Raw genomic sequence first — 16,649 nt, 5'->3', positions numbered from 1 at the left:
TTTCCTCCTTAGTAACCGTTGTCTTGTCGCACATGGTTTGCTTCATTTTTAGAAATGTAAGCCTTGAAAATCATATCCTGTGTAAAGCCTAGTGTAGCACCTAATGCAAGGTATGCACCAATCAGAACATCATAACTTTGTTCCGTCCGCGAAATCGCAAAGACGTTCGTTTTGTTATAGACGTCTAAAAAAGCATCTGTTGCTGTCAAATAGAAGTCACCTTCAGTAAAATGACTTTTCTTGTAATCAAGTGCTAGACCTAGTGAGAGTAGAAAATGGACGCCATCGACATATTCCTCAAGAATTGTGACTTGAGCGGATGGTCCCTTCTTCGACCAGAACTTAAAGCAACGTGTCTCGTTCGCAAGTTCACCGAGTTCGACCAGTAAGGCGAGCAGACGCTCGTCGAATTGATTGCCTGTCAATTGATGTTCTGACTGAATCCGTTTATCCAACTGTTCTTGCATCTCAAAAAGTGTCAACCAATCCATCTTTAATTCTCCTTCTATCTAAAAAAATCATATGACCGTCTCATCGACGTGCCTTCTTATTTTATCATTAAATCGAAAAAAACGTCGGAGAATTAAATTCCCCGACGAATTGTAGAACTTAAGCGTTCAATTTTGCTTTTGCTGTGTCAGCAAGTGAAGCAAATGCAGTTGCATCTGTAACTGCGAGGTCAGCGAGCATCTTACGGTTAACGTCGATACCTGCTAATTTAAGACCATGCATCATGCGGCTGTAAGAAAGACCGTTGATACGTGCTGCCGCATTGATCCGAGTGATCCAGAGGCGACGGAAGTCACGTTTCTTTTGACGACGGTCACGGTAAGCGTACATGAGAGATTTCATGACTTGCTGTTTCGCAACCTTGAAGAGTGTATGTTTCGAGCCGTAGTAGCCCTTAGCTAATTTGAGTTGTTTTTTACGACGTTGACGAGTCGTATATCCGCCTTTTACGCGTGGCATATAAATTCCCTCCTAAATCTGTATACGATTGGATAAATTACTTCGCGATCATGTGACGGATGCGTTTGAAGTCACCCGTAGATACCATGCTAGCTTTACGTAATTTACGTTTCGCTTTTGTTGATTTGTTACCGAACAAGTGGCTTGTGTAAGCACGACCACGTTTCAATTTGCCAGAAGCAGTACGTTTGAAACGTTTAGAAGCACCGCGGTGCGATTTCATTTTAGGCATGAGAGATTCCCTCCTACTTCGATTCGATTAGTCTTCTTTCTTAGGAGCAAGCACGAGGAACATGCTGCGTCCTTCCATCTTCGGTCTCTGTTCCACAACACCGAACTCACTTAAATCCGTTGCGAGGCGTTCGAGAACGCGTTTACCGATTTCCGAGTGAGTGATGGCACGACCGCGGAAACGAATGCTCGCTTTCACTTTGTTACCATTCTCCAAGAATTTCTTCGCATTACGGAATTTCGTTTGGAAGTCGTTCTCCTCGATCGTCGGGCTAAGACGAACTTCTTTCATCTGAATCACTTTCTGATTCTTCCGAGTTTCTTTGTCCTTCTTTTGCATCTCGAAACGGTATTTACCGTAGTCCATGATCTTACAAACTGGCGGCGTCGCTTGTGGAGCGACCATGACGAGGTCAAGTTCCGCTTCCTCTGCGAGACGTAGCGCTTCGTTGCGTGATTGGACACCTAGTTGAGCACCATCCGCTCCGATAAGACGAACTTCCCGGGCACGGATGCTTTCATTGATTAACAGATCTTTGCTAATGGTTAGCACCTCCATCGTGCATTGCACGAAAAATGAATGATAGAAAACGCTATAAAAAAAGCGTCGGCAGTTCTTCCCGCCCACACTCATAAGGAACGTCAAAGCATAGCAGTCGCTACACATTGCGTATCTTCATGATGAACCAGTACGAGTCGTCATACATGGTGAGAAGCGGGATGCTTCTGCTTTGTTGTCATTTCACTTTGCTATCATAGCACTTGTTTTCCCGTGATGTCAAGCCGCTTTCTATGTTCTTACAGAACGTTGCTCACATACTTGATTATAATAGCAATCCTTTGACGGATAAGCAAGAAGTTTCTAACCTGTTTTTCACGGGTACACTCTTAACATGGAAAAAAAGATTCAGAACATTCGCAAGCAAAATTGTTTATTTAGAATGATTATTGTTTTATAATCAATTTAATCTTACATAAGGGGGAGAATAACAGATGACTGAAAAACGATTAACGACCAATCAAGGTGTACCAATCGGAGACAACCAGAATTCACGTACGGCTGGACGTCGCGGACCAACGTTATTAGAAGACTATCAATTAATTGAAAAGATGGCCCATTTCGACCGGGAACGTGTACCTGAGCGTGTCGTACACGCTCGTGGATTCGGTGCTCACGGTGTCTTCACTGTCAAAAACTCAATGAAAAAGTACACGAAAGCTGCGTTTTTACAAGAAGAAGGGACAGAAGTTCCTGTTTTCGCCCGTTTCTCGACTGTTATTCACGGCACGCATTCTCCAGAGACACTCCGCGATCCACGTGGATTCTCTGTCAAGTTCTATACAGAAGAAGGAAACTGGGATTTCGTCGGGAACAACCTTCCTGTCTTCTTCATTCGTGACGCTATGAAGTTCCCGGATATGGTCCATTCACTTAAACCAGATCCACGCACGAACATTCAAGATCCTGACCGCTACTGGGACTTCATGACACTTCGTCCGGAATCGACGAACATGCTCATGCATCTCTTTACGGATGAAGGCATTCCTGCAAGCTACCGTAAAATGCGTGGTTCTTCCGTCCATTCATTCAAATGGGTGAACGCTCATGGCAATACGGTTTACGTTAAACTACGCTGGGTACCGAAAGCTGGCATTCATAATCTCTCAGCAGAAGAAGCAACGGAGATTCAAGGAAAAGACTTTAACCACGCTTCAAACGATACGTTCCAAGCGATTGAAGACGGAGATTATCCGGAATGGGATCTGTTCGTACAGGTGCTCGATCCGGCTGACGTCGATCAGTTCGATTTCGATCCGCTCGATGCAACAAAAGATTGGTTTGAAGATGTCATCCCGTTCCAACACGTCGGTACGATGACTTTGAATAAGAACGTCGATAACTATTTCGCTGAAACGGAATCTGTCGGATTCAACCCAGGTGTCTTGATTCCAGGAATGTTGCCATCTGAAGATAAGTTATTACAAGGTCGCTTGTTCTCCTATTCCGATACGCAACGTTACCGTATCGGAACGAACTACCAACAACTTCCGATCAACTGTCCGTTCGCACAAGTGAACAACTATCAACGTGATGGTGCAATGCCAGTCGGTCAACAAACGAGTCCGGTAAACTACGAACCGAACCGCTATCAAGAAGAACCAAAAGAAACACCAGAGTATACGGAAGAAAACCAGCCGTTACTTGATGATAAACACGGTCGTCTCGAAATCGAGAAGACGAATAACTTCGGTCAAGCCGGTGAAGTATACCGTCGTCTGACAGAAGACGAGCAAGCAGCTCTTCTGAAGAACCTCGTCAATGATCTCGAGCAGGTTCGTCATGAGAACACGGTCTTGCTCGCAATCTGCAACTTCTACCGTGCTGATGCTTCACTCGGTCAGAAACTATCAGAAGCGCTTCAAGTCGATATCGAACCGTTCTTGCAACAAATGCGTTCATAATATGGCACAAGCACCCTCGACGCTCGTCTTGGGTGCTTTCTTGTGTCTTAGTATGGAATGAAATCATATCGTTCTGCTGTTTTATATGTGAACTCATTGAGTTTTTTAAATAAGACGATTTGATCGAGTCCAACCTGCTTGACTGTATTTTGTTGCATGTAACGTTTTTGCTCTGCCGTAAACGTATTATAGATCGGAGCATAGCCATTGCTTTGGAACGGTTGCATTTGAATCGCTCGATCCGCGTCTTCAAATCGATTGTAGCGAATCGTCCCTCCGACAACTCCTCTACCGAGAATCGTCATCGCTTTTCCATCCGCCCGGTGCACGTTTCGAATCGTATTGTAACGGACCGTCGGATTCTTCCAGTTCATCATCGAAATCGCATAATCTTTTGTTCCATCAATCGTATTTTTTTCGATCCGCACATTCGTGTGTAATCGATTTTCTGTGTATTGATGTGTGCCGATTGCCACGTTGATGTTACGGAACAAGTTATTACGAATCGTGATATCTGCGTTCGGAGTTCCGTCTTGTTTCGACCACTTCCAGTTGAACCCTTTTGTGATTGGGTCTGGTGTATCGAGATTAATCGATTCATTCGGACCTGTATTCGGTATCATGACGGCGTCGACGAATTTCATGTTTTCGATGACTGCCTTTTTCGTCGCATCAAGTTCCATTGCATGTGAACCCTTTTGATTCCGTACTGTGATGCCACCAATATACAAGTTTTGATTATGAGCAATAGCGAACGCTGAACCAAGCGTATATCGATTCAAGTCGATTTGTGCATTCCCTTTTCCGATGATTTTAACGTTTTGTGAGCCATCATACTTTCCGACCTTTTTGTTCAAACGCAATACGGATGGAGCAACAAGATCAAATACACTGGTTGTTGAACTAATCTTCGTCGTTCCTGTCTCCGTCGTCTTCTTGATGATGACGCCATCTTCCAAGATCACCGTCGTATTGGACGGAATACCGACACGTAGTGGAGACAGATATGTTCCTTTCGTCAAGACGAGTGTCCCGCCTCCCTCTTTTTCAAGACGTTCCAAATAAGAGCGCATCGTATAGTGATTGCGCGTCTTTGCGTTATAGGTCGTATATTTACGAATCGTCGGGTCAATCGCTTCTGTTTTTGGTGTGATCCGGTATGTCTTTTTAGTCGTCGCCGCATCCGCTTTTCCCGGATGAATACCGATTAAAAGTGAAGAGGCGATGAGAACAGCAAGAGTCGTCTGTTTCATTTTTTGTAACTTCCTTCCCATCCTTCAAAACATTCCATCCAATGAAGGTTTATTATAGCATTTATCCAATTAAAGGAAAAATGATTTTCGGTTATGTTGGATAGATTTAGCTGGATGATCTATCTTTTTCATCGGCTTGTTTCTTCCTTCTTTTAAGTATCACATCACAAAAAAAGTCCGCCCTACAATAGCAGGACGAACTCTTTCATGAGACTATAATTATTTTGAACGGTTCGCGATTTCTTGCTCTAAGTCGGCAACGAATTGTTCAAGTGATGCGTTGCTTGAGTCTTTTGAACCGTAGCGACGAATGTTGACTTCGCGCGATTCGACTTCTTTGTCACCTAAAACGAGCATGACTGGTACTTTATTGACTTGTGCTTCACGAATCCGGTATCCGAGTTTCTCGTCACGGAAATCTGTTTCGACACGAATTCCTTTTTTCAGCAAGATCGCTTTGATTTCACGGGCATAGTCTTCATGCACTTTAGAAACCGGAATCAATTTCACCTGGACCGGTGCGAGCCATGTTGGGAACGCGCCTTTGTATTCTTCGATCAAGTATGCGACGAATCGTTCCATCGTCGAAACGACACCACGGTGTAAGACGACCGGACGGTGATCTTGTCCGTCATTTCCTTTGTACGTCAATTCGAATCGCTCTGGTAAGAGGAAGTCGAGTTGGACTGTCGAAAGCGTCTCATCTTTACCAAGTGCTGTCCGAACTTGCACGTCAAGCTTCGGTCCGTAGAAGGCAGCTTCGCCTTCTGCTTCGAAGTATTCGAGTTCGAGCTCATCCATTGTTTCTTTCAACTCACGTTGCGCCATTTCCCAAATCGCATCGTTATCGAAGTACTTCTCTTTATCCGCTGGGTCACGGTACGAAAGACGGAATTTGTAATCCGTGATTCCGAAGTCAGCATAGACTTCTTGAATGAGGTGAACGATGGCTTTGAACTCATCTTTCATTTGGTCAGGACGGACGAACGTATGTCCATCGTTAAGGACCATGTAACGAACGCGCTGAAGACCAGTCAAGGCACCAGACATCTCATAACGGTGCATACCACCAAGCTCCGCGACACGAAGCGGTAAATCACGGTACGAACGCGGTTCGTTCTTGTAGACCATCATGTGGTGTGGACAGTTCATCGGACGAAGAACGAGTTCTTCATTGTCCATCTCCATTTTCGGGAACATGTCATCTTGATAGTGATCCCAGTGACCCGATGTCTTGTATAGATCGACTGAACCGAGAACCGGTGTATAGACGTGCTCATATCCAAGTTCGAGTTCTTTATCGACGATATAACGTTCGACCGTCCGACGGATCGCTGCTCCTTTTGGTAACCACATCGGGAGTCCTTGACCGACTTCTTGAGAAGTGAAGAACAAGCCAAGTTCCTTCCCGAGTTTACGGTGATCCCGCTCTTTCGCTTCAGCAAGGAAGTGGAGATGTTGTTTCAACTGATCTTTTGTCGCCCATGCTGTACCGTAAATCCGTTGTAACATCTTGTTTTTTGAATCGCCACGCCAGTAAGCACCAGCAATGCTCATCAATTTGAAGACTTGTAGCTTCGCTGTCGCTGGAACGTGTGGTCCACGGCAGAGATCGAAGAATTCGCCTTGACGGTAAATCGTCAAATCCTGATCAGCAGGAATCGATTCGATCAATTCGACTTTCAACGGATCATTGAGTTCTTTATAAATCGCGAGTGCTTCGTCACGCGAGACGACTTCCCGTTCGATTGGCAAATTCTCACCGGCGATTTTATTCATCATTTTCTCGATTTCTGGTAAGTCTTCTTCTGTCAGACGACGTTCCATATCGATGTCATAGTAGAAACCATTCTCGATCGTCGGTCCGATTCCGAGATGAATCGTTTCATCCGGATACAGACGTTTGATGGCTTGTGCCATCAAGTGAGCTGAAGAGTGACGAATCAAATCGAGCCCTTCTTCTGAATCCGGCATGATCAATTCGATTGTGCCATCCTCTTCGATTGGACGACGATAATCGATTGCGTGCCCGTTTAGTTTTGCAGCAAATGCTTTTTTACGAAGTCCTGGGCTGATTGAAGCAGCGACTTCTTCTGCTGTCGTACCGACTGCAAATTCCTTTACGGCGCCATCTGGAAATGTAAGTGCGATGTTTGACATGACTGTTTCCCCCTTTAACAAAATAAAAAAGACTCATCCCTAAAAAGGGACGAGTCTTAATCTCGTGGTACCACCCTCGTTCCCGGACCAATGTTGGTTCGGCTCGAACACGCGTTAACGGGCGTGAGGCGCAAACGGATTAGCCCCGTTCGTGCTATGAGGGAGTAAAGACATGAATGATGCCATGAGAAGCTTCCACCATTCTTCTCTCGCTAGTTTGGTTCATTTCATACTTCATATCCTCAATCGTTGCATCGTCTATTGACGTGTCATTAGTATAACGAATCGGTCGCTTCCTTGACAAGGAAAATTAGTAGCGACGTCGATTTTCACCAAGGAACTCAATCGGTTGCGTCGTCGTCCGGATCCGTTCCATCAGTCGTGCGGCCTTTAACTTATCGCCTTGATCGTTCGTGATCCCGAAATGAAGCTCGAGTTCGTCATACGATAAGTTCGAGCTGAACAATGTCGGCAGACGATGCATCATGCGGTATTGCAAAATGATTCCGAACAACTCATCCCGTACCCACGGACTGATCGATTCTGCACCGATATCATCAATTAATAAGACTGGAATCGTTTGGAATCCTTCGAGGAACGTATCGAACGAGTCCGACCGAATCCGCCGTTTTGCTTCAGCGACGAACCCCGGGGCATGGACGAGAATCGTTGCAATCCGTTCTTTCTTCAGTGCATTCCCGATCGCAGCCAAGAGATACGTTTTCCCGACACCAAAGCTACCGTGCAGGTACAGTCCCTTTACATGCTCTTTTGAGCGCAAATGATTGAGGAACTGCGACGCCGCTCGCAAGGCGAGCTTCCGGTCCGTCGTCGACAAGTCGAAATCGCTGAAGTTCGCATCGCGCACTTCGTCCGGCAGGAACAGACTCTTGAACTTTTTCTCAAGTGCACGTTCATCTTCTCGATCTTTGAGTGCTTGTGACTTCTCATATGAGACGACGATCTGTCCTTTTTCGACGTGCAGGATCGGCTGATAGCCTTCGATGACGGCTTTATTTTCAATCAATCGATTCCCATCCATCTGTTCCGCGTATTCGTTCAGTTTGAGCATGCCCCGCTCGATCATCCGTTGATCGATCTCTGGATGGGTCCGTAAGAACATGACGACCCCCGGATGAGACAACACCCGTTGTTGAATCGCTCGAACCGATTCTGCAACGTCCGGTCGACTTAATATTTTTTCGATAGATGATTGGATATGTTCCATGTCCCGACTCCTTTAGTTCCCCTTCAGTTCTCGTAAGATTCGTTCCATCTCTTCATCGTCTGGAACATCCGCTTCGAAACTCGCTTTTTTAGAGGCTTCATACTGTTGCTGTTTCGCCTTCTCTTCTTGCAACCACTTCGGGTTCGGACCGCCGTTCGTATTGCTGGTCCGTCCCCGACGTCCACCAACGGTCTGACGCGCTCGCTCTTGTTTTTGCTCCTGCTTCTTCGCAATCAAATCATCTTGCTCCTGCGTCTTCGCCAGTGCCTCGGATGCTGTCACGTACCCTTTCTGTTTCCAATCATCGACGATGGATAAGAGGAAGTTCTTACTGAAGCGATTGTCTTTTTTGACGACGAGCGCATAGTAGTAGGCGGCATTGACGATCCCGGATGACATTTCATAATCGATGATCAATTGCTGGATCAACTCTTCATCTCGTTCAGACAACGCTTTGACTTTTCGTAACTTCGCGACATAATGCTTCGGATGGGTGCTTTCCATCGTCTCCGTTGCTTCGACGTCTCCGACCTCGATCGTATCGAGTGAGGCAACCTTCGCTTTTTTCTCACGGCTGAGTTTTTGTTTCGCTGACAGCATCATCTGTTTGCAACGTTCTTGTTTCTCAGCATCGGTCATCGGCAAGTATGCTTCGTGACGGAAACGGGCGTTCAACAGTTCCGCCATCAACGCTTCATTCGACTGCGTGACGTACGCAAGCTTTACGAGCAGATGATCGATTGCCTTTGAATAAAACGAGCGTGGCAAAAAGCGATCGGTTTGACGTTTCATCTCTTCTAAATCAAACGAATAATCGAATTCATATACTGCTCGTTCCTGTTTCGCATAGGCCTTCGGTTGATGCGCAGAAGCAAGACCAGCTTTCACATCGAACACTTGATCAAATCGGACCGTCCGATCAACGATGTTCTTCGGAAGCGGTTCCGTCCGGAAACGATGCTGGAGGGAGCGGAAACGAATTTCACCGACGCGGTAGAATAGCAGACTCGATAACACCCCGTCATTCAAGAAAGTGTTCGGCGCGAGCGGCACCCGGATTTGATAGATGTAGCGATACGCGGCTTGGCGCGCTTCGAACGTCCGGATCAAACCGATGCCTTCTAGCTTGAATAACTCTTCCTTGAACTCATCGACGGAAAAACCGAGTAGCGTTCCGAGTTCTGCATGGGAGATGTATTGGGATTTTGTCTTTCCCGGAATCATCTCGCTCCAAAACGTTTGATAGAGTCCAAGTGCTTTGACACCAATGATCGGCTGGTACAAATAATATAAAGATTGATAGGCTTCACGGTCGACGACACCATTGCTCATCACTAAGCAAAGATCGGTACCGGAAAGTTCACGTTCTACCATCTGACTCGTCCTTTCCTTAGGGAGAAAAAGAGAGATGCGCTGACCGGACAGACGACCTCTCTTATATCACGTTCAATTTTCACGGTCATTTTCTTGATGTCGCTCCATCAGTTCAGAGAGCTCTTGGAAGAAGACATTGATGTCCTTGAATTGTTTATAGACACTCGCAAAGCGGACGTATGCTACTTCATCGACGGAAGCTAATTCATTTAACACGAGACGTCCGACCTGCTCACTTGGAATCTCATGCTGAGCCGTCGCCCGCAATGCCTTTTCGACCCGACTGACGACTGTTTCTAGCTGTTCAATCGAAATCGGTCGTTTTTCACAGGCACGCACTAGTCCCCGCAAAATTTTATCACGATTGAACTCGTCGCGCGTTCCGTCTTTCTTTACGATGATTAAAGGGGTCTGTTCGACCATTTCGAAAGTCGTAAAGCGATAGCCGCAAGACTCACATTCACGTCTCCTCCGAATCGAACCGAAATCCTGGACCGGTCTTGAGTCCAGTACTTTTGTTCCGTTAAAATTACAGGCTGGACAGCGCATGCCGTACCTCCGTTCACGTGATTTCTTTTGTTCCAATCATTTTTAATCGATATCCCGCGTCAAGTGATGCATAGATGCGCTCGATGTGTTTTTCGAGATCAGGTCCGAGAAGACTTTCACGATGTAAGAATAGATCGACGGCTGTACGTCCGCCCGCCACCATGATGACGGTCGCGAGTCCGTCGACTTCTTTTAATGTAAAAGCGAGTTCTCCACGTTCCGCGTCAACACGACGCACCGTTCCGCCCTCTTGCTTTAAGATATTTTCTAAACCAGCAAACAACATCTCGACTGTTGCCGCATAGTAGTGTGTGCGTAAATTTTCGTTTTTATGTGTATCGGATGTCTCTAGCTGTTTTTGCAAGCGTTCTTTCAGTCCCATGGTCATCCTCTTTTCTTTGTTTCTTCTACTATTAAGAATAACAGACGTCAGACATATTAAAAAGCCCTCGTCTGAACGACGAGGGCTTGACGAATTCGTGTGTGTTGTCAGTTGACGTGCTGGACAGTAGCCGCTGGAACTTGAACAGGTCCCATACCACGTGGAATTTCGACATTTTCACGGATTTTCGCATCGAGCTTTTCAGCAATGTAGTTCGCTGCGATGGCTGGATCGATCCGATCCCCACAAGTAAAGACATCAACCGATGCATACCCGTGCTCTGGGAAACTGTGAATCGTCAAGTGCGATTCAGAGATAATGACGACGCCACTGACGCCGTGTGGTGCAAACTTGTGGAATGCTACTTCTCGTACTTCTGCACCTGCTTGAAGTGCTGCGTCAACGAAAAGTCGTTCAACGAATTCCATGTCGTTCAATTTTTCAGGATTACAATCCCAAAGTTCTGCAATAATGTGTCTTCCCATAGTATCCATTTGTGGATCCCCCCTACATTCAATGGTCTTCAAAGTAGTTGATCACTTACTTTGCGCCTGAGTCGTTCGCACCCACGGGGGAAAGTTAGTCCAGAGAGGTCCTAACCCTTTAAGCTGCGATTGCCAGACCGATTGAAGTTCACGATTTGAATTATAGCGAGTATCAAAAAGATACACAAGGATAAATTTCAAAAATTAATACATTTCTAGAAAAAAAACGGGACAGGTCCCGTCGTTACTGGGATCTGCCCGTTGTCATTAATTCAATTCAAGTTCTTTTTCAACCGTTCCCATTGCCTCTAAGTGCGCCGAAACAAGATGTACGAGGTCGACGACGCGGCAGGAGTAACCCCACTCATTATCGTACCAAGCGAGGACCTTCACCTGACGACCACCCATGACCATCGTCGAGAGTCCATCGACGACCGTCGAACGCTCTTCTCCGTTGAAGTCGATCGAAACGAGCGGTTCCATCGTCATTCCGAGAATGCCTTCAAGCGCACCGTCCGCTGCTTTCGTGAACGCTTCGTTCACTTCAGCAACTGTCGTATCGCGACTGACTTCGACGACGAGATCGACGAGTGAGACGTTTGGTGTCGGAACACGAAGCGCGAGTCCATTCAATTTTCCTTCCAAGTGTGGCAAGACGAGAGAAATCGCCTTTGCCGCACCTGTCGATGTTGGAATGATGGATGAGCCACATGCACGGGCGCGTCGTAAATCCTTATGTGGATTATCAATATTATTTTGATCGTTCGTAAACGCGTGAACCGTCGTCACGAGACCCGATTCGATTCCGAATGCCCGGTCGATGACTTGCACGACAGGTGCGAGACAGTTCGTCGTACACGATGCGTTCGAGACGATAGCATCTGTTTCATGATCATACATGTCGTCATTGACACCCATGACGATCGTCCGGACATCCCCTTTAGCAGGTGCCGTGATGACGACCTTTTTTGCGCCTGCCACTAAATGCTTCGCAGCACCCGTATCTGAGTTGAACTTTCCTGTCGCTTCGACGACGATATCGATGCCGAGTTCCCCCCACGGCAATAGTTCAGGATTACGTTCACTGACGATTTGAATTTGTCTTCCGTCAACCATCAACGCCCCATCGATGATGTCGACCGGATAATTGAATTTCCCATGTACCGTGTCGTACTTGATTAAATGTGCGAGTGTTTCGACTGGATAACTTGCATTGATTGCTACGACTTCGCTTTTCCCCTCAGCGATCAGACGTCGAAAGACCATTCGACCAATTCGACCAAAACCATTGACTGCCACCTTGACTCCCATGTGCGGATCCCCCTTCAATGTGACGGATGTAGCTCCGTTTACAGATAGAACTATATCATGAAATGTAAGCGATTTCATTATGTTCTCTAAAAAAAGTGAGAGAAGATGGAAACTTCTCTCACTTCACACTTTTCATGTGTCACTCTCATGCTTATCGGTGTCATATAATACTAACCATTTATCGATTTGTTGATATAACGAATCAAGACTCCCATCATTGAAGAACACATCATCCGCAAGCTCTTTTTTCTGTTCAATGCTAAGTTGCGAATGAATACGTGCATATGCTTCTTCTTCCGATAGGTCATTACGTTGCATCAATCGTCTTAACTGCATGTTTTCCGGACAATACACGACTACGACACGATCGAACAGCGTCCGCCAATCGCCTTCAAGTAACAACGGAATATCAAATACGACGAGCGAATGTCCTGAACGTTCATAGGCATCTGCTTCATCAAGCATCTGTCGTCGAATACTTGGGTGCATCAACTGATTCAGCTGTTGTCGTTTTTCGCTATCCTGAAAAATGATTTGTCCAAGTTTTGGACGAACGAGACGTCCTTCCTCGAATGCTTCCGGGAAAGCCATCTTGACCGTTTCATAGGCTCGTCCTCCTGGCTCAACGACTTCTCGCGCAACGAGATCCGCATCGATGACCGCTATTCCTTTTTGCTTCAGATAGCTAGAAACCGTACTTTTACCGGTGGCGATACTGCCCGTCAGACCAACCCTCATAAGGCGACCTGTTGGCACGTCGGACAGAAGTGTGTTCCCCGTCCGCCGACTTTGATTTTTTCAATGGCAGTGCCACAACGGGGACACGGTTCACCCTTTTGACCGTATACCGCGAGTTGAAGCTGGAACTCACCTTTTCCAGAAGGTGAGACATAACTTCGGATCGTACTTCCTCCCGCTTCCACTGCTTGTCGTAAGACGTCGACACCGGCTTGATGGATGCGTGAGATATCATCAAGCGTCAAGGCACCAGCCTTCGTCAACGGATGGACGCGTGCCGCATGCAGGGTCTCATCGACATAGATGTTACCGAGACCAAGGAAGATCGATTGGTCAAGTAATGCCGTTTTGATTGGACTTCTTTTTTTACGAATTAAATTCTCCGCTAACACTTCTGCTGTGAATTCTGGATCGAACGGTTCACGCTCCAGCTGTGCCAGTGGAGCAGTCTGCATTGCTGTTTCCTTATCACGCAATTCCATCGTTCCGAACTTCCGGACGTCATTGTAATGCAGCTCCGAACCATCCGTGAATCGGAAGACGACATGAGTATGTTTATCCCTCTCGACCGGTTGCGGATACGGGAAGTACTTCCCTTCCATCCGCAAATGGCTGACGAGATAAAAACGATCGAAATCAAAGAGTAGGAACTTACCGCGACGTTCGACGCGTTCGATCCGTTCTTGATGTAAGGCATCTGCAAATGGTGCCACTTCCATCCCCCGAATCATTTTCGGGTGGTAGACTTTGACGGAAGAGACTGTTTTTCCAGAGACCGAACGTTCTAAACTGCGGCGAACGGTCTCGACTTCAGGTAATTCAGGCACGTCTATTCCTCCTTGCTTACTTCGTTTCGTACCACGTATGTCCTGCGCCCCCATCGACGCGTAGCGGTACGGATAGTTCGACGGTCTGCTCCATCGCTTGTTTGACCAGCGCTTGTAGCGCATCGAGTTCTTCGTCTGGTGCTTCAAAAATCAATTCATCGTGTACTTGTAGTAACAAACGTGCTTTCAGATCAGATGCCTGTAAGGCAGCATGCACATCAAGCATCGCTTTTTTAATGATATCCGCAGCCGAACCTTGAATCGGCGTATTGATTGCCGTACGTTCCGCAAAACCACGTAAGTTGAAGTTTTTCGAATTGATATCCGGGATGTTACGGCGCCGGTTCATCAACGTTTCGACGAACCCATTCGCTCGTGCCGTCTCAATCGCCGTATCCATGAACTGTTTGATTTGCGGGAACAGCTCGAAATAACGATCGATGAACGATTGTGCTTCCTTCCGCGTGATGTTCAAGTTTTGTGACAATCCATAATCGCTGATTCCATAAATAATGCCGAAGTTGACGGCTTTCGCCTGACGACGCATGTTTCCTGTGACATCCTCCGGTTCGACACCAAAGACACTACTTGCCGTTTGGGTATGGATGTCCTCATCATGTAAGAACGCATCGACAAGCGTCTGATCCTGCGACATATCAGCCATGACACGTAATTCGATTTGTGAATAGTCGGCAGCGTACAGTGACCAGCCTGTCTCACTTGGAACGAAGGCTTTTCGAATCTTCCGTCCTTCTTCAATCCGAATCGGGATATTCTGAAGGTTCGGATTGACCGAACTTAAACGGCCGGTCTGGGCAATCGTCTGAGCAAAACGGGTATGAATCTTTCCGTCTTCCTTGATGACTTTTTGTAAGCCTTCGACATACGTCGACTGTAATTTTTGGAGCTCCCGGTATAACATGATGTGATCGATGACCGGATGCAGCGGACGCAGTTTTTCAAGGACGTCTGCGGCAGTCGAGTAGCCGGTCTTTGTTTTCTTGAAGGCGGGCAGTTCGAGTTTTTCAAACAGAATCACACCAAGTTGTTTCGGTGAATTGATATTGAACGACTCACCTGCCGCTTCAAAGACCAACGTCTCAAGTTCCGTTAAACGTCCGGCAAGATCTGCTTGCATCGATTGGAGCGTCGCGACGTCGACACGAATCCCGGTCCACTCCATCTCAGCGAGGACACCTGACAATGGACGCTCTAGTGTTTCATACAGCTCATATTGCTGATTCGCCTTCAACTCTTCCCGGACTTTCGGGAACAATAACTCGATCATCCGTGCCTTTTCTGCAAGATAAGGATGTAATACGTCATCCGCTGGGGCTAGACGTTTGGCTCCCTTACCGAGGACTGCTTCTTCGTTCGGTGCCATCAATGCATAATGACCAGCAATTGAAGCGAGCGTCGTGCCGCCACTTAAGTTCAATAAGTAACCCGCTAATAACAGATCCTCATAACCGTTTAAGGTTAAGCCGTGCTTACGCAACGCGAATGCGACTTGTTTGGCATCAAGACAAATCTTCCGATGTTCCGACTCGATCCATTGGCGGAATGCGGGATCCTCGACGAGCGTCGGGGCAGCAACATAGATCGTGTCAGGCGTTGCGATCGCAAACCCGATGATGTCCTCTTCCATGTAATCCTCTCGCAACTGTTCAGCAAGCAACACCGCATCGGTAACGTCTTCAGGAAGTGAAGTGATCGTCACGACGTTCAACTGCTCTTTATCCTCTTCTTTGACGACAGGGGCGAATCGATTCGTCAACGACTTGAAGCCGAGCGACTGGAACAACGAATACGGCACTTGGGTATCAACGTCGCGAATTTGCAAATCATCTAGCGTCGTCTCGAGCGGGACATCGACTTTAATCGTCGCAAGTTCTTTCGATAGTCGTGCTAAATCTTCGTTCGCGATGACTTTTTCCTTCTGCTTCCCTTTTAAGTCTTCAACATGTTCATACAGTCCTTCGACAGAACCATATGCCGAAATCAATTTAACTGCCGTCTTTTCACCAATCCCAGGAATCCCTGGAATATTATCCGACTTATCCCCCATTAACCCTTTCAGGTCAATCATTTGAATCGGTTTGAGACCACCATATGTCTCAGCGAACAGTTCCTCCGTCATGCACTGGACGTCCGTGATCCCCCGCTTCGTGATCAAGACTTCGACCTTATCCGTGACAAGTTGAAGTAAATCTTTATCACCTGTGACGATCCGCGTCCGATCCGTCGGCATCGTTCGTGCGAGCGTACCAATCAAATCATCTGCCTCATAGCGATGGAGTTCCATCATTTGAATACCGAGCGCTTCACAGATATCCCGGACGATCGGGAATTGCTCACGTAGTTCGGACGGTGTCTTTTCCCGACTCCCTTTATACTCCTGATAGACATCATGACGGAACGTTTCACTCGAAGCATCGAAGGCAACGAGCATATGTGTCGGTTGTTCTTCCTCGAGCAACTTCAATAACATCATCGTAAAGCCATAAGCTGCGTTCGTATTTCGTCCTTGCGCATCCGTCATTGGTGGTAAGGCGAAAAACGCCCGATAGGTCAACGAGTTCCCATCAATCAATAGCAATTTATTTTCCATCATCTACGCCCCTTTAATCGATTTTCTGTTCCTATTGTATCACTCTACACACATTTGTTCGCTAAAAA

General features: G+C 46.7%; 16 protein-coding genes. 1 reads left to right on the top strand and 15 read right to left on the bottom strand.

Annotated features, from left to right (window positions below):
* Positions 1 to 8: 8 nt before the first annotated feature.
* From AYO36_RS03270 to infC, 4 genes are all read right to left on the bottom strand, one after another.
* A complete protein-coding gene (locus AYO36_RS03270) occupies positions 9 to 491 on the bottom strand; it encodes a dUTP diphosphatase (RefSeq protein ID WP_023469014.1) in 483 nt (160 codons plus the stop codon).
* 118 nt (positions 492 to 609) lie between these two features.
* Entirely contained in the window at positions 610 to 969 is a 360-nt protein-coding gene (gene rplT, locus AYO36_RS03265; RefSeq protein WP_012371057.1) for a 50S ribosomal protein L20, read from the bottom strand.
* A gap of 37 nt (positions 970 to 1,006) precedes the next feature.
* Positions 1,007 to 1,201: a 50S ribosomal protein L35 gene (gene rpmI, locus AYO36_RS03260; protein WP_023469015.1), complete on the bottom strand. Its 195-nt coding sequence runs from the start codon at positions 1,199 to 1,201 to the stop codon at positions 1,007 to 1,009.
* 27 nt (positions 1,202 to 1,228) lie between these two features.
* A complete protein-coding gene (infC, locus tag AYO36_RS03255; RefSeq protein ID WP_029342318.1) occupies positions 1,229 to 1,759 on the bottom strand; it encodes a translation initiation factor IF-3 in 531 nt (176 codons plus the stop codon).
* Between the two features lie 434 nt (positions 1,760 to 2,193).
* Between infC and AYO36_RS03250 the strand changes: the two genes are divergently transcribed.
* Positions 2,194 to 3,663 carry a catalase gene (locus AYO36_RS03250; RefSeq protein ID WP_023469017.1) on the top strand — a complete coding sequence of 490 codons (1,470 nt, stop codon included), beginning with the start codon at positions 2,194 to 2,196 and terminating at the stop codon, positions 3,661 to 3,663.
* Positions 3,664 to 3,710: 47 nt separating this feature from the next.
* Here AYO36_RS03250 and AYO36_RS03245 read toward each other — a convergent pair whose 3' ends face one another.
* The 11 genes from AYO36_RS03245 to polA all read right to left on the bottom strand — a co-directional run bounded on the left by AYO36_RS03245 (position 3,711) and on the right by polA (position 16,584).
* Positions 3,711 to 4,916 carry a glycoside hydrolase family protein gene (locus tag AYO36_RS03245; protein WP_064299520.1) on the bottom strand — a complete coding sequence of 402 codons (1,206 nt, stop codon included), beginning with the start codon at positions 4,914 to 4,916 and terminating at the stop codon, positions 3,711 to 3,713.
* 219 nt (positions 4,917 to 5,135) lie between these two features.
* Complete coding sequence (gene thrS, locus AYO36_RS03240; RefSeq protein ID WP_029342321.1) at positions 5,136 to 7,076, bottom strand: threonine--tRNA ligase; 1,941 nt, start codon at positions 7,074 to 7,076, stop codon at positions 5,136 to 5,138.
* 310 nt (positions 7,077 to 7,386) lie between these two features.
* Positions 7,387 to 8,304: a primosomal protein DnaI gene (gene dnaI, locus AYO36_RS03235; protein ID WP_064299519.1), complete on the bottom strand. Its 918-nt coding sequence runs from the start codon at positions 8,302 to 8,304 to the stop codon at positions 7,387 to 7,389.
* Positions 8,305 to 8,316: 12 nt separating this feature from the next.
* Positions 8,317 to 9,678: a replication initiation and membrane attachment family protein gene (locus AYO36_RS03230; protein WP_064299518.1), complete on the bottom strand. Its 1,362-nt coding sequence runs from the start codon at positions 9,676 to 9,678 to the stop codon at positions 8,317 to 8,319.
* Positions 9,679 to 9,750: 72 nt separating this feature from the next.
* Complete coding sequence (gene nrdR, locus AYO36_RS03225; RefSeq protein WP_023469022.1) at positions 9,751 to 10,227, bottom strand: transcriptional regulator NrdR; 477 nt, start codon at positions 10,225 to 10,227, stop codon at positions 9,751 to 9,753.
* Positions 10,228 to 10,240: 13 nt separating this feature from the next.
* A complete protein-coding gene (locus AYO36_RS03220) occupies positions 10,241 to 10,609 on the bottom strand; it encodes a hypothetical protein (protein ID WP_023469023.1) in 369 nt (122 codons plus the stop codon).
* A 107-nt stretch (positions 10,610 to 10,716) separates the two neighbouring features.
* Positions 10,717 to 11,103 carry an adenosylmethionine decarboxylase gene (gene speD / locus AYO36_RS03215; RefSeq protein WP_023469024.1) on the bottom strand — a complete coding sequence of 129 codons (387 nt, stop codon included), beginning with the start codon at positions 11,101 to 11,103 and terminating at the stop codon, positions 10,717 to 10,719.
* Between the two features lie 258 nt (positions 11,104 to 11,361).
* Positions 11,362 to 12,405: a glyceraldehyde-3-phosphate dehydrogenase gene (locus tag AYO36_RS03210; RefSeq protein ID WP_023469025.1), complete on the bottom strand. Its 1,044-nt coding sequence runs from the start codon at positions 12,403 to 12,405 to the stop codon at positions 11,362 to 11,364.
* A 132-nt stretch (positions 12,406 to 12,537) separates the two neighbouring features.
* Positions 12,538 to 13,143 (bottom strand): dephospho-CoA kinase, encoded by a 606-nt coding sequence (gene coaE, locus AYO36_RS03205; protein WP_064299517.1) that lies wholly within the window; start codon positions 13,141 to 13,143, stop codon positions 12,538 to 12,540.
* On the bottom strand, positions 13,140 to 13,970 hold the full coding sequence (mutM, locus tag AYO36_RS03200; protein WP_035396555.1) for a DNA-formamidopyrimidine glycosylase: 831 nt from the start codon (positions 13,968 to 13,970) through the stop codon (positions 13,140 to 13,142). Before mutM ends, coaE begins: the two co-directional genes overlap by 4 nt.
* Positions 13,971 to 13,986: 16 nt before the next feature.
* A complete protein-coding gene (gene polA / locus AYO36_RS03195; protein ID WP_064299516.1) occupies positions 13,987 to 16,584 on the bottom strand; it encodes a DNA polymerase I in 2,598 nt (865 codons plus the stop codon).
* Between the last annotated feature and the right edge of the window lie 65 nt (positions 16,585 to 16,649).

It is taken from the genome of Exiguobacterium sp. KKBO11, from assembly GCF_001644945.1.
Taxonomy (GTDB): Bacteria; Bacillota; Bacilli; order Exiguobacteriales; family Exiguobacteriaceae; genus Exiguobacterium_A; species Exiguobacterium_A abrahamii.
Note: the sequence above shows the minus strand (reverse complement) of the source record. Positions and strands in the feature narration are given on the sequence as shown.